The organism is Streptomyces sp. NPDC047022, assembly GCF_040644155.1.
Classification (GTDB): domain Bacteria; phylum Actinomycetota; class Actinomycetes; order Streptomycetales; family Streptomycetaceae; genus Streptomyces.
This window is the reverse complement of sequence record NZ_JBEYVV010000031.1, coordinates 21225-35517: the sequence shown is the minus strand read 5'-3', so window position 1 is coordinate 35517 and position 14293 is coordinate 21225. Positions and strand designations below refer to the sequence as shown.

9 protein-coding genes are annotated in these 14293 nt (G+C 69.6%); 4 read left to right on the top strand and 5 right to left on the bottom strand.

Annotation, left to right across the window (positions count from 1 at the left end):
• Positions 1-6 precede the first annotated feature (6 nt).
• Entirely contained in the window at positions 7-633 is a 627-nt protein-coding gene (locus tag ABZ845_RS25760; RefSeq protein WP_360983577.1) for a TetR/AcrR family transcriptional regulator, read from the bottom strand.
• A 279-nt stretch (positions 634-912) separates the two neighbouring features.
• On the opposite strand from ABZ845_RS25760, the gene ABZ845_RS25755 reads away from it, so the two are divergent.
• The 3 genes from ABZ845_RS25755 (at position 913) to ABZ845_RS25745 (ending at position 4727) form a co-directional block, all read left to right on the top strand.
• Positions 913-1827: an ABC transporter permease gene (locus tag ABZ845_RS25755; protein WP_360983574.1), complete on the top strand. Its 915-nt coding sequence runs from the start codon at positions 913-915 to the stop codon at positions 1825-1827.
• Positions 1820-2686, top strand: coding sequence for an ABC transporter ATP-binding protein (locus ABZ845_RS25750; RefSeq protein ID WP_360983571.1), 867 nt, complete (start codon positions 1820-1822; stop codon positions 2684-2686). Before ABZ845_RS25755 ends, ABZ845_RS25750 begins: the two co-directional genes overlap by 8 nt.
• A gap of 376 nt (positions 2687-3062) precedes the next feature.
• Entirely contained in the window at positions 3063-4727 is a 1665-nt protein-coding gene (locus ABZ845_RS25745) for a glycosyltransferase family 2 protein (protein ID WP_360983569.1), read from the top strand.
• Positions 4728-4811: 84 nt separating this feature from the next.
• Here ABZ845_RS25745 and ABZ845_RS25740 read toward each other — a convergent pair whose 3' ends face one another.
• The 3 genes from ABZ845_RS25740 to ABZ845_RS25730 form a co-directional block, all read right to left on the bottom strand.
• Positions 4812-6224 (bottom strand): hypothetical protein, encoded by a 1413-nt coding sequence (locus ABZ845_RS25740; RefSeq protein ID WP_360983674.1) that lies wholly within the window; start codon positions 6222-6224, stop codon positions 4812-4814.
• A gap of 143 nt (positions 6225-6367) precedes the next feature.
• On the bottom strand, positions 6368-6880 hold the full coding sequence (locus ABZ845_RS25735; RefSeq protein WP_360983567.1) for a GtrA family protein: 513 nt from the start codon (positions 6878-6880) through the stop codon (positions 6368-6370).
• Between the two features lie 472 nt (positions 6881-7352).
• Positions 7353-12293 (bottom strand): NAD-glutamate dehydrogenase, encoded by a 4941-nt coding sequence (locus tag ABZ845_RS25730; RefSeq protein WP_360983565.1) that lies wholly within the window; start codon positions 12291-12293, stop codon positions 7353-7355.
• 703 nt (positions 12294-12996) lie between these two features.
• On the opposite strand from ABZ845_RS25730, the gene ABZ845_RS25725 reads away from it, so the two are divergent.
• Complete coding sequence (locus ABZ845_RS25725; RefSeq protein WP_360983563.1) at positions 12997-13563, top strand: DJ-1/PfpI family protein; 567 nt, start codon at positions 12997-12999, stop codon at positions 13561-13563.
• 57 nt (positions 13564-13620) lie between these two features.
• Here ABZ845_RS25725 and ABZ845_RS25720 read toward each other — a convergent pair whose 3' ends face one another.
• Entirely contained in the window at positions 13621-14286 is a 666-nt protein-coding gene (locus ABZ845_RS25720; RefSeq protein WP_360983561.1) for an HAD family hydrolase, read from the bottom strand.
• Positions 14287-14293: the final 7 nt, after the last annotated feature.

The window sequence follows — 14293 nt, the reverse complement described above, 5'->3', positions numbered from 1 at the left end:
CCGGGCTCACAACGCCTTGAGGGCCCCGGCCGTCGCCCGGGCCAGCCCCGCCAGGTACCCCTTCGGGAACTTCGGCCCCCGTACCACCACGGCCCGCCAGTACAGCGGGCCGGAGATCAGGTCGAGGGCGAGGTCGATGTCCACGTCCTCACCGATCTCGGCGCGGGCGACCGCGGCGGCGACAATGCCGCTCGCCACACTCTGCTGCCCCTCCCGCAGCGCCTTCTGCATGGCGTCCGCGATGTCCGGGTTGCGGGCCGCCTCCGCCTGGAGGTCCGGGATGATCTGACCGGCCACCGGGTGGCGCAGGGCCCGGGACGTCACCTCGTACAGAAGTCTGAGGTCGCCCTCCAGGGAACCGGTGTCGGGGGCCGGCAGGCCCTGCACGGCCACCGCCGAGACCAGGTCGAGCACCAGGTGGAGCTTGGAACGCCAGCGCCGGTACACCGCCGTCTTGCCGACACCGGCCCTGCGCGCGATGCCCTCGATGGACATGCGGGAGTAGCCGACGGCCGCGAGTTCCGCGAAGACAGCCGCCCGAATGGCCTCGGTCACGTCCTCACGAAGGACGGCCGCACCCGCGGGCGTCCTGCGCGGCCGTTTCACCTGGGAAGTGCCGGCGTTCGTGGTCATGCGGCCCAGCATAGGCGGTGACGACGAAACGGTTGCGTTCCGACGTCAGATCGGCTTACGCTCGCGCTGCGACGATACGGTCCCGTCCCGACGTAAAGAGAGATAACTCAAAACCCCAAGAACCGCCCAAGCCTGCCAGATAAACACAGAACCCGGCAACAAAGCGAAAAAATCCGGGCAGAGGTATCCAGCGGTCACGGCGGCGCAAGACTGGGTGTCTGTACGGCGGGAGACTGTGGACCGGTACGCGCAACCGACCCCCGAGTGAAAGCAGCGGATGTGAGCCAGGTCCTCCACACACCGCCCTCCACAGCGACCGATCCGGACGTGACCCCGGCGCAGCTCGCCGCCCGGTACGGCCTGACGGTCAGCGGTGCCCGCCCCAGCCTTCCCCAGTACGTCCGGCAGCTGTGGGAGCGACGCCACTTCATCACGGCATTCGCCACCGCGAAGCTCACCGCGCAGTACAGCGAGGCGAAGCTCGGCCAGATCTGGCAGATCATGACCCCCCTGCTGAACGCGGCGGTCTACTACTTCATCTTCGGCGTCCTGCTCGGCACCAAGCACGGTGTGCCCGACTACATCCCGTTCCTGGTCACCGGCGTGTTCATCTGGACGTTCACGCAGAGCTCGATCATGGCGGGGACCCGCGCGATCTCCGGCAACCTCGGCCTGGTGCGCGCGCTGCACTTCCCGCGCGCCGCGCTGCCCATCTCCTTCTGCATCCAGCAGCTCCAGCAGTTGCTGTTCTCGATGGCGGCCCTGGTCGTCATCCTGCTCTGCCTGGGCGTGCCGGTCACGGCCGCCTGGCTGCTGGCGATCCCGGCGCTGGTGCTTCAGTTCACGTTCAACGCCGGCGTTTCCATGATCATGGCTCGCATGGGCGCGAAGACCCCGGACATCGCCCAGCTGATGCCGTTCGTCCTGCGCACCTGGATGTACGTGTCGGGCGTCATGTTCAGCATCTCCAAGATCACCAAGGGTGACCACCTCCCCCACGCGGTGACCATCGCGCTGGAGACCAACCCGTCCGCCGTCTACATCGACCTGATGCGCTTCGCGCTGATCGACAGCTTCAAGGCGCACCAGCTGCCTCCGCACGTGTGGGCGGCCGCGACGGGCTGGGCCCTGCTCGCCGGCGTCGGCGGCTTCATCTACTTCTGGAAGTCAGAGGAGAAGTACGGTCGTGGCTGATCACCTGAACGACACGCTGGTTCCCACCATCATCTGTGACGGTGTCGACATCATCTACCGCGTCCACGGCACCGGAGCCGGCCGCGGCTCCGCCACGGCCGCGCTCAACCGCATCATGCGCCGTGAGCAGGTGGAGAAGGCGGCGGGCGTACGCAAGGTGCACGCCGTCAAGAACGTCTCCTTCACCGCGTACAAGGGCGAGGCCGTCGGCCTCATCGGCACCAACGGGTCCGGCAAGTCGACGCTGCTCAAGGCCATCGCCGGCCTGCTTCCCGTCGAGAACGGCAAGATCTACACCAATGGCCAGCCCTCACTCCTCGGCGTGAACGCGGCCCTGATGAACGACCTGACGGGCGAGCGCAACGTCTACCTCGGCGGTCTGGCGATGGGCATGACCCGGGAGCAGATCAAGGAGCGCTACCAGGACATCGTCGACTTCTCCGGGATCAACGAGAAGGGCGACTTCATCACGCTGCCCATGCGGACGTACTCCTCCGGTATGGGTGCCCGGCTGCGCTTCTCCATCGCCGCCGCCAAGGACCACGACGTCCTGCTGATCGACGAGGCCCTCGCGACCGGTGACCGCTCGTTCCAGAAGCGGTCGGAGGAGCGCATCCGCGAGCTGCGCGAGAGCGCGGGCACGGTCTTCCTGGTCAGCCACAACAACAATTCCATCCGGGACACCTGCGAGCGGGTGCTGTGGCTGGAGCGCGGCGTGCTGCGCATGGACGGCCCGACCGAAGAGGTCCTGGAGGCGTACGAGGAGTTCACGGGCGGCGGCGGCAAGGCCAAGGCCCCGGCCACGACACCGAAGGCACCGGACCCGGAGCCAAAGGAGTCGGCGCCCGCGAAGCAGTAGCCGCACCGCGGATTCCTTCGGCGGTTCCCTCATGGGTCGAGGGGGAACTGCCGAGAGCGGTGCCCCTGTGGGCGACCGAGGAGCGGGAGGCCGCGTGCGGCCAGGACTGAGCATCATCGTCCCTGGCCCGGATCGCCGAGGTCATCCGGGCGAACTCCTCGATGCCCTGGCCGCCCGGCCTGGGTAACCGCGTGATGCGGGCGGATTTCCGGCCGTCCCGGGAGGCCTCCTCCGCCGCTTCTGCGAGTCCGGCGACGGGCACGCGGCCGGACACGTCGTCGGCCGGTGTTCCTCGGGGAGAGCGACCAATCCCGCCGTCGATCGTTCCTGTGGGCGAACGGACCCCGGCCCCGACCCCCGAGGAGGCGACGGCGCGATGACGGCGACCCGGACCCCCGACGCGACGATCACGGTCATCGTCTACAACGACGCGGAGCGCCTGCCGCGAGCGGTGGCGTCACTGCTGCGGCAGACCCACACCAACATCGAAGTGATCATCAGCGACGACCACTCGACGGACGACACCCCCGCGGTGGCACGCCGGCTGGAGGCGCAGGACGAGCGGGTGCGCTTTCTGCGGCTGCCCGAGAACAGCGGCGGGTGCAGCGCACCGCGCAACCGGGCCATCGACATCGCCCGCGCGCCGTATCTGATGTTCCTGGACAGCGACGACGAACTGCCCGAGAACGCCGTCGAACTGCTGCTGGCCGCGCACCGCGAGCGCGAGGTCGACTTCGCCATGGGCGCGGTGGAGCGGATCCGTGTCGACACCGGCCGCGTCACCACCTGGATGCCGCGTCTGGTCGCCGAGCGGCGCACGGTCGAGGGCATCGGCTCCGAACCGGGCCTGCTGTTCGAGCACTTGTCGACCAGCAAGATGTACCGGAGGGAGTTCCTGGACCGTCACGAGCTGCGCTTCCCCGAGGGCATCCACTACGAGGACCAGCTGTTCTCGGCCCAGGCGTACTGCCTGGCGCGCTCCTTCACGGTCATCCCGGAACCGGTGTACCGCTGGTACATCGCGCCGTTCGTGGCCGCGGAGTCGGCGTCGATCTCCAACCAGCGGCACAAGCTGACGAACGTCCGCGACCGCATCCATGTGCAGACGCTGATCGACGACTTCCTGGCCGAGAGCGGGCACACGGGGCTGCGCGAGGAGAAGGACTACAAGTTCCTCAAGCACGACTTCCGGATGTACGCGGGGGACCTGCCCTACCGGGACGAGGAGTGGCTGGCCGGTTTCTCCGACCTGGTGACGCCCTATCTGGAGACGCTGGCGCCCGGCGCGTTCGCGCGGCTGCCGCGCACGGAGCGGGTCGTGATCCAGCTGGTGCGCGACCGGCGGCTGGCCGAGGCGCAGTCGGCCGCGCGTGGGCTGGGCTATGGGGTCGCCCCCACCGAGACCGTGACGGACGACGCGTCGAAGGCGACGTTCTGGGGTACGCAGGTCCCCTCCCCGTCCTGGGCCAGGCGCGAACTCGACGTCTCCGACCTCGAGCTGGAGCTCCGGCCCTTCCCGAGCGCGCTGTTCCGCCATGAGATCACTGCCGTGACGCCGGGCCCCGGCGCCTCGGTGAACCTGGCGGTGCGGACCTACGACCCCGGCCTGCGACTGTCCGTGGGGCCGCAGCGGGCGAGCATCGTGGTGCACCCGGGCCGGCGCCAACTGGTGACCGCGTTCCGCCTGGAGCCGGTCCGTCCCGGTGTATTCGAGGGGCTGGTCCGGCTGAACCTGGCGGAGGCGCATCTGCCCGTGCAGGGCTTCGAGGGCGTCCGCCACCCGCAGCTGCGGCTGGAAGAGCAGGGCCTGGCCAACTCGGGCATCCTGCTGGCCCCGCTGGGCTTCCGGCCCCTCGCAGCGACCCGGGTGGGCACGCTGCCGCATGAGATGACGGTGGAGCCGGAGGGCCGCGGGGCCGGCCGTCTCCAGATCCGGTGGCGTCCGGTGGGCGTCACGGCCCTGGTCGGCCCGGTGGTCCGCCGGGTGGCGGGACCACGGGTGCGGCGGGCGGCGCGGCTGGTCCGCAGCGCGCTGCGGTAAGCCGGTCAGCCGGCAGGCGCAGCAGGGGCGGCGGGGGTTCCCACCCTCGCCGCCCCTGTGTCGTACGTCCTCTGCGGGACCCGTTCAACGCACCACTTCGTACAGCACCTGGCCGCCCGGCCCCGACGCCACTCGCCGCAGCGTCGGGTCCCCGAGGGGCAGTCCGCCGTCCGACGGGCGCTGGACCACCCAGCGGACCCCGTACGACTTCAGTACGCCAAGGCGCGCGCCGCGCGGCTGACCGGCCTCGAAGTACGTCCGTACGGCCGCCTGCCGCTTCTTCTCGTCCGGCAGGAAGAAGTCCGGGTACCCGGGCTCCACGGTGTAGGGCCCGTACGCGGGGATCCCCCGCTCGGCGAACTGCTTCGCCATCACCACGTCCCCGTAGTGCACCCAGGGCGTGATCCACTGGTAGCCCGTCCACGGCTCCTGGTACTTCTCGGCGAGGGGCCCGGGGAGTGCCTTGCGCCCCACCACGTATCCCAAGGTCTGCGCCTGCGTCCACGCGCCGACGGCCAGCGCCGCCGCCAGCACCCCTGCCGCCACGGCCCGTATCCTGCCCCGCACCGCCCCGGCGACCTCCACGGCCGCCGCCAGCTGCGCCGGGATCAGCACCGCCGGCAGCACCCGGCCCCAGGAGTAGTGTCCGCTCAGCCCGCCGGCCGTGAACATCGACGCGCCGAGCAGGAAGAACAGCACCAGTGGATCCCGCCGGTCCCTGCGCGCCCGTACGGCCAGCGCCGCCACTCCGAACAGCACGAGACCGAACCGTACGAACAGGTGCTTGTACAGCGAACGGTGTATCTCCTCCAGGCCGCTCACCTGGAACAGCGCGAAGAAGTCGTAGTAGGGCCACAGCGCGAGGATCAGGACGCCGAGCGCGCCCGCGGCGAGGAGTCGCGGCCACACCTCACGCCCGGCCCGTGCTCCCACGACCGTCGCCAGGGCGCCCAGTGTCGTCACCACGCCGGTGAACTGGTGGCTGAGCAGGATCACCGCCCACATCACGCCGAGTCCGAGGAAGACGGCCCACCCGGCCGGAGGGCTCTTCAGGGCCCGGGTCAGCATCGCCCAGAAGTGAAAGGCCAGCCCCAGCGTGAACGCACTCGGATAGGCCACCGTCAGCGCCAGCGAGTTGAGCCCGAGGAAGCCGCTCCAGTTGAACACCTCGGTGCCCCACAGGAGGACCAGGCACAGCAGGGCGAGCGGCGGCGCGAGACGGTGGGCGCTCAGCGTGCGCACGTACCGCCACACGCCCGTCACCAGCAGGGGCAGGCTGATCAGCGCGCCGATGCGCAGCACCACCCAGACCGACAGCCCGGTGAGGCGGGCGAGCAGGCCGAGGAAGACCATCCAGGGCGAGTAGTACGGGCTCGGCGTGTTCTCGTCGACGAGCGGATTGCCCGGGTCCAGCAGCCTGTGCCGCAGCCGTTCCACGGTCGCGGCATGGATGCCCAGGTCTCCCGCCCAGGGCAGCCGTACGATCACCAGCAGCATCAGGACCACGAGCCCGCCCGCGACCGCCCACAGCGCGGCGCCGGCCGCTCCGCGGGGCGTCCGGGCCTCGGAGAGCGCAGGCCAGGGCCGCTTCGAGCTGTCCGACCGTTTCTTCTCGTCCTTGCCTGTGTCCGGCACGACACTCATCGCGCGCCGGCACCCCGCTCGGTGCCGTGCTGGAACACCCACGTCCGGTACACCAGGAAACGGAACGCGGACGCCAGCACGATCGACAGCGCCTTGGCGACGTTGGACCACAGCGACCCGTTCATGCCGAGCCCGTGGTAGGCGGCGTAGAACAGCGCGCTCTCCATCGCCACGCCGAGCCCGCTGAAGACGAAGAACAGCACGATCTGCTGCCGGGTGCGCGAGGCGCGGTCCCGGTAGGCGAAGAAGCGGAAGCCCAGGTAGTTGGTGCCCATCGCGATGATGCTGGCGAGCACGGTCGCCGTCATCGGCGCCCACTTCTGTGCGTGCAGCAGCAGGTTGAAGACGATGAAGTTGACCGCGACACCGCTGCCGCCGACGACTCCGAACTTGGCCACCTCGACCGCGATCCGCCCCGCCCGGGTGACTGCCGGGACGGGGGCAAGAACGACGGTCTCCGCGACCGGGGCGGCGACCATGGGCCGCTGCTCGGAGAGGTTCACTGACACGGGTAGGGGCCCTTCACATTTGTCGGACGGGGGGCCACACCTGGCCCAAACATCCCATCTAACAGGGGAAGGTAAGTTCCACTTCCGATTCACCCAAGGCATCAGCAAGAAAACAGGCCTTGACCTGCGCGAACGGGAGCTTGTCACAGTACACGAACGAGGGCACCCCAAAACTCCCGGGCGCCCCCTCGAAGGAGCACGGGGCTGCATCGGCATACCTCTCCGCCGGGCGCAATCAGCCGCAAAGGCGCTGGAGTCACCGCGCTGGCACGACCGGCCATGACGGCGCCCGAGTCACCGCGCGGCAACGCCCGCGGCAACGGCAACGCCCGCGCCCCGAACCAAAGGGGCGCGGGGAACCGCGCAACCAGCCGCAGCGGGCCCGCAGTTCCCCGACGCCCCTCACAACTCCTAGGGTCTTTCGTTTGGATCAGGCCGGATCAGGGAGCGGGGCCTGATCCAAACGAGAGGCCTAGCTGTGCGTGCGCAGCAGCGTCCGCATCGTCCGCATCGCCACCGAGAGGTTCGCGAGATCGAACGCGTCCGAGTTCGAGATCTCGTCCAGGGTGGTGCGCGCCCTCGAGAGGATCGCCCCGTTCTTCTCCTCCCAGGCCGTGAACCGCTGCTCCGGCGTGGAGCTGCCGTTGCCCACCGACAGGACGTCGGCCGTCAGACCCGCGTGAGCCGCGTACAGGTCCTCGCGGATGGCGGCACGGGCCATCGACTGCCACCGGTCGGCGCGCGGCAGTTCGATGATCCGGTCCATGAGCTGGGTGATCCGCAGCCGGTCGGCGAGGTCGTAGTAGACCTCGGCGACGTCCAGCGAGTCCTGGCCCGTGCGGTCGGCGACCGAGACCACGTCGAGCGCCGGGAAGGCGGAGGAGAACCCGGCCACGCGCGTGGCGAGTTCGTCCGGGACGCCCGCGCCCGTCAGCTCGTCGTGGATCTTCTCCCACCACTCCAGGTCGGCGCCGCGCAGCAGCTTGGGCAGCTCGCTCCAGACCTGCTCCACCCGGTCCCTGAAGAACGCGATGGTGCCGCCCAGTTCCAGGGGCTGCGGCCGGTTGTTGAGCAGCCAGCGCGTGCCGCGCTCGACCAGCCGGCGCGAGTGCAGCCGGATACGGGTCTGGACGTCGGCGTCCACCTGGTTGTCCAGGGCCTCCACCGCGTCCCACACCGCGCTCGCGCAGAAGATCGCGCGGGAGGCGGTCTGCGCCCGGACGATCTCCTCCAGCGAGGCGCCCGTCTCTTCGCGCATACGGTGCAGGAAGCTCGTACCGCCCGTGTTGACCGTGTCGTTGACCAGCAGGGTCGTCACGATCTCACGGCTCAGCGCGTGGGAGTCGATCTGCTCGGAGAACTTCTCGCGCAGCGCGGTCGGGAAGTACTCGTGCAGCAGACTGCGCAGATACGGGTCGTCGGGAAGCTGCGTCTCCAGCAGCTCCTTGGACACCGTGATCTTCGTGTACGCCAGCAGGACGGCCGTCTCCGGACCGGTCAGGCCCTGCCCGGCGTTCAGGCGCTCGCGGATCTGCCGGTCGCTGGGCATGAATTCCAGCGCACGGTCGAGGTGGCCCTCGCGCACCAGGTGGCGCAGGAACCGCTGCTGTGCGTGGAGCATGTCCTTCGACTGGAACAGGGCGTTGGCGATCGCCGTGTTCTGCGCGTAGTTGTTGCGCAGCACCAGCGCGCCGACCTCGTCGGTCATCTCGGCGAGCAGCTGGTTGCGCTGCTTGACCGTCAGATCGCCGTTCGCCACGACCGAGTTGAGCAGGATCTTGATGTTCACCTCGTGGTCGGAGGTGTCGACGCCCGCGCTGTTGTCGATGGCATCGGTGTTGATCTTGCCGCCGAGCTGGGCGAACTCAATCCGGCCGAGCTGGGTCAGGCCCAGGTTGCCGCCCTCGCCGACGACCTTGACGCGCAGTTCGGCGCCGTCCACGCGGATCGCGTCGTTCGCCTTGTCGCCGACGTCCGCGTGCGACTCCGCCGAGGACTTGACGTAGGTGCCGATGCCGCCGTTCCACAGCAGGTCGACCGGCGCCTTGAGGATCGCCCGCATCAGGTCGGCCGGGGTCATCTTGGTGACGGAGCCCTCGATGCCGAGGGCCTCGCGGATGTGCCCGTTGACCGGGATCGCCTTGGCGGAGCGGGGGAACACACCGCCACCGGCCGACAGGAGCTCGCCGTTGTAGTCGGCCCACGAGGAGCGCGGCAGCTCGAACAGGCGGCGGCGCTCCGCGTAGGAGGTCGCCGCGTCGGGGTTCGGGTCGATGAAGATGTGCCGGTGGTCGAAGGCCGCGACCAGGCGGATGTGCTCGGACAGCAGCATGCCGTTGCCGAAGACGTCGCCGGACATGTCGCCGACACCGACGACCGTGAAGTCCTCGGCCTGGGTGTTCACGCCGAGCTCCCGGAAGTGCCGCTTCACGGACTCCCAGGCACCGCGCGCGGTGATGCCCATCTTCTTGTGGTCGTAGCCGGCCGAGCCGCCGGAGGCAAAGGCGTCGCCGAGCCAGAAGTTGTACTTCCCGGCGACCTCGTTGGCGATGTCCGAGAACGTCGCCGTGCCCTTGTCCGCCGCGACCACGAGGTAGGTGTCGTCCGAGTCGTGCCGCACCACGTCGGCGGGCGGCATGACCTCGCCGGCCACCATGTTGTCGGTGATGTCGAGCAGCGCCGAGATGAACGTCCGGTAGCTGGCGATGCCCTCGGCGAGCCATGCGTCCCGGTCCACGCTCGGGTCCGGAAGCTGCTTGGCGACGAAGCCGCCCTTCGCGCCCACCGGCACGATGACCGTGTTCTTCACCATCTGCGCCTTGACCAGGCCGAGGATCTCGGTGCGGAAGTCCTCACGCCGGTCGGACCAGCGCAGACCGCCTCGCGCGACCTTGCCGAAGCGCAGGTGCACGCCCTCGACGCGCGGCGAGTACACCCAGATCTCGAACGCCGGGCGCGGCGCCGGAAGGTCCGGGATGGCCTGCGGGTCGAACTTCATGGAGATGTAGTCGTGCGGCTTGCCGCCCTCGGACTCCTGGAAGAAGTTGGTGCGCAGCGTCGCCTTGATCAGGGTGAGGAAGGAGCGCAGGATCCGGTCCTCGTCGAGCGAGGCGACCTGGTCGAGGGCGGCGTCCAGCTCCTCCATCAGGGCATCGGTCAGCTCAAGACCGGCGCGCTGCCGGTCCGGCGACATCCGCGCCTCGAAGAGGGAGACCAGCAGCCGGGTGGTGTGGACGTTGTTACGGAGGGTGTCCTCCATGTAGTCCTGGCTGAAGGTCGAACCGGCCTGCCGCAGGTACTTGGCGTACGCGCGCAGCACCATCGCCTGCCGCCAGCTGAGCCCGGCGCCCAGCACCAGGGAGTTGAAGCCGTCGTTCTCGGCCTGCCCGGTCCAGGTGGCGGCGAAGGCGTCCTGGAACCGCTCGCGGGCGTCGTCACCGAGGTAGTCGCCGTTGGCAGTCAGCGACTTGGGCAGCCGCAGACCGAAGTCGTAGATCCACGCGGTCGTGCGATCGGCACAGCGCAGCTCGTACGGGCGCTCGTCGACGACCTCGACGCCGAGGCGGCTGAGCACGGGCAGCACGGCGGACAGGGAGACGGCCTCGCCCTTGCGGTAGATCTTGAAGCGGCGCTCGCCGGGGCCGACGCCCACGGGCTCGTAGAGGCTCAGGGCGAAGTTCTGCCCACCCGCCTCGGAGGTGAGCTGTTCCAGGTGGACGAGGTCGGAGACCGCGGCACGCGGGGTGTGGTCGGCCTTGTAGCCCTCGGGGAAGGCGTGGCCGTAACGGCGCTGGAGTTCGGCGGCGCGCTCCTCACCGAGTTCGGCGTTGAGCGCCTCGCCGAAGGCGTCGGCCCAGGAACGGGCGGCCTCCACGAGACGGGCCTCGATACGGTCCTTGTCCGCGTCGGACAGCTGCGGCAGCTCGGTGCCCTGCGGCACACGGACCACGAAGTGCAGCCGGGAGAGGATCGACTCGGTGTTCCAGGCCGTGAAGTCGACGTTGGTGCCGCCGAGTTCCTCCTTCAGGATGTCGATGATCCGCAACCGGACGCCGGTGGTGTAGCGGTCGCGCGGAAGGTAGACGAGGGCCGAGTAGTAGCGTCCGTACTCGTCCTGGCGCAGGTAGAGCCGCAGTCGGCGGCGCTCCTGGAGGTAGAGGACGGAGGTGGCGATGGAGCGCAGCTCGTCCGCCGGGGTCTGGAACAGCTCGTCGCGCGGGTAGGTCTCGAGGATCTGGAGCAGGTCCCGGCCGTCGTGGCTGTTGGGCGAGAAGCCGGCGCCTTCGAGTACCCGGTCGACCTTGCGCCGGATGACGGGCACACGGCGCACGGACTCGGTGTACGCGGCGGAGGAGAACAGGCCGAGGAAGCGGCGCTCGCCGACGACGTTGCCGTTCTCGTCGAACTTCTTCACGCCGACGTAGTCGAGGTACGACGGACGGTGCACGGTGGCGCGGCTGTTGGCCTTGGTGAGGATCAGCAGCTTGTGCTCGCGGGCCTTGGCGCGGGCGTCGGCGGGCAGCCGTTCGAAGGAGGGGCTGACGGGGTGCTGGTCCTCACCCGCGTGGTGCGGGTCGGATCGCAGTATGCCGAGCCCCGTGCCGGGCACGGCGGCCAGGCAGTCGTCCGCGCGCAGCTCGTACTCGCGGTAGCCGAGAAAGGTGAAGTGGTCCGCGGACAGCCAGCGCAGCAGCTCTCCGGCCTCCTGCAGCTCCGCCTCGGGCAGGTCCTGGGGCACGGGCTCCTTCGAGAGGTCCTCGGCGACGCGCAGCGCTGCCTCGCGCATCTTCTCCCAGTCCTCGACCGCCTCGCGGACGTCGGACAGGACGCGCAGCAGATCGGCGGTGATCTGCTTCAGGTCGGCCCGGTCGGTCTCGCGGTCGGCCTCGACGTGGATCCACGACTCCACGTGCGCGTCGTGCGGCAGCTCACCGGCGGGAACGTCGCGCAGCACCTCCAGGAGGTTGCCGGTCAGGTCGCGCCGTACGACGAACTGGGGGTGGATGACGACGTGGATTCCGCGCCCCTGCCGCGACAGTTCGTTGGTGACGGAGTCGACCAGGAAGGGCATGTCGTCGGTGACGACCTCGACGACGGAGTGGCTGCACGTCCAGCCGTTCTCCTCGACGGTCGGGGTGTGGACCCGCACATTGGCCGTGCCCTGGGGGCGCGTCTCGGCCAGTCTGTAGTGCGAGAAAGCGGCTCCGAAGACATCGACCGGGTCGCGGTCGGCCAGGTCCTCCGGAGCGGTGTGCAGGTAGTAGCGCTGGAGGAACGCGAGCACGGTGTCCCGGTCCGGGGTGCCCTCGCCCGTCGTCCCAGTCGGTAGGTACCCCCCGACCGGGCTGTTCTCAGCTACCCGTGCGGCCCTTTCGAGCAGCTCGGCCTTGGCTTCGTCCAGCTTGGTCTGCATTGTCCTCTGGCTCCTGTCGCGCGCCGTTGCGAGACGTTGAAGGAAGTTGGGTCTCTCCTCCGACGCAACGCCGTGACCCGGGGTGTCCGGTCAGAACCGACGCTATGCCGCATGGAGAGGTGCGAGGGGGGGTGTCGGCCAGTTGGGTCGGCCTCGGCGACTGTGACGCTGCTCTCGGCGCGCTGTGCGCACTCAGCGTCTTAGGCGCCCCGGTCGCCGTGCCGGGCGCCAGCGGCGCCCTGTTCGACCGGCCCCGCCTGCGAAGACCAGCGACCGCCGCCCGGTCACGGATGTCTTCCGTGCTCACCGGGCGCAGGGCAGGGACGCGGACGTCCCCGCGACGTATCGCGCTGATCACGCCACAAGGCTATCGCTCCGGACGGGGGGCACGTCATGAGCCGTATGTGTACAAAACAGGGGGCCGAACTTTGACGTTCTGCACAGGGACGCCGGGGGCGATGCCGTGCAGGGCCGTCGGTGCGAGCATGGCTGTACGAGCTGCTGTACGAGCATGACCGTACGAGCGCGGTCGTACGCCGGGCCTGAATTGCTCTAGCACGGCCGTACGAGCAGTGAACACCGCTGTACGAGCGGTACAGGCCCCCTTGGCAAGCGCCTCGGCCTCAGGCACGTTGCCCGCAGCACCCGACGGAGCCGTCCGCTCGACGGAGCCGTCCGCACGAGCGAGGGGAGCACAGCGAAGATGTCGCAGAAGATCCTGATCGTCACCGGCGACGCCGCCGAGTCACTGGAGGTCCTGTACCCCTACCAGCGCCTGCGTGAGGAGGGCTACGAGGTCCATATCGCGGCCCCGACCCGAAAGACCCTCCGTTTCGTCGTCCATGACTTCGAACCCGGCTTCGACACCTACACCGAGAAACCCGGCTACACCTGGCCCGCCGACCTCGCCTTCTCCGACGTCGACCCCGGGGAATACGTCGCCGTCGTCATCCCCGGCGGGCGCGCCCCCGAGTACCTCCGCAACGACCCCGAACTCCGCAAGATCCTCAAGTCGTTCTTCGACACCGACAAGCCGGTCGCCCAGATCTGCCACGGCCCCCTGCTCACCGCCGCGGTCGACGGACTGCACGGGCGGCGCGTCACCGCCTATCCGGCCCTGGAGCTGGACATGCAGGCGGCCGGTGCCACCTTCCAGGACGCCGAGGCGGTGGTCGACGGCACCCTCGTCTCGTCCCGCGCCTGGCCGGACCACCCGAGCTGGATGCGCGAGTTCCTCACGGTGCTGCGCGCGAAGGCGCCGGTGACCTGACGCACCCGGTGTCCGGTGCGGCGGCCCCGCGGGTGGCCGCACCGGCTCACACCGCTCTCACGCCGCCAGCCGCTCGGCCTCCGCGACCGCCTCCTCCAGCGTGTCCACGACCGGCACGCCGACCTCTTCCAGGCTGTCGCGGCCATGCGAGCCGCCGGTGTACAGCACCGCCCGCGCACCCACATACCGTGCGGCGACCGCGTCGTCCGCCGCGTCGCCGATGACCACCGTGCGCGCCGGGTCGACGCCGTCGAGGGCCTTCAGGTGCCGGACCATGTGCTCGGCCTTGCTGCCGCCGGACGGTCCGACGCGCCCCTCGACCCGTATGAAGTGTGCCTCGATCCCGAACCCCCGGACCAGCGGAACGAGTTCTTCGTGCACATACATGCTCAGGATCGACTGGCTGCGGCCCGCCGAACGCCACCCCGCGAGCAGCTCCGTCGCCCCCTGGGTGAGCCCGCAGCCGTGCCGGTGCTCCGCGTAGTAGCGGTGGAAGACCTCGTCCATGACCTCCCACTCGGCGTCCGTCGGCAGCCGGCCGATCAGCCGCTCGTAGAACCTGGGCACCGGCACGCAGTACAGCGCCCGGTACCGCTCGAGCGTGATCGGCTCCAGACCCAGCTCGGCGAAGGCGGCGTTCGTCGCCCCGATGATCGCCTCGTTGTCGTGGAACAGCGTTCCGTTCCAGTCCCAGACGATGTGCGCGTTGTGGTGCATCCCCATGACAGAG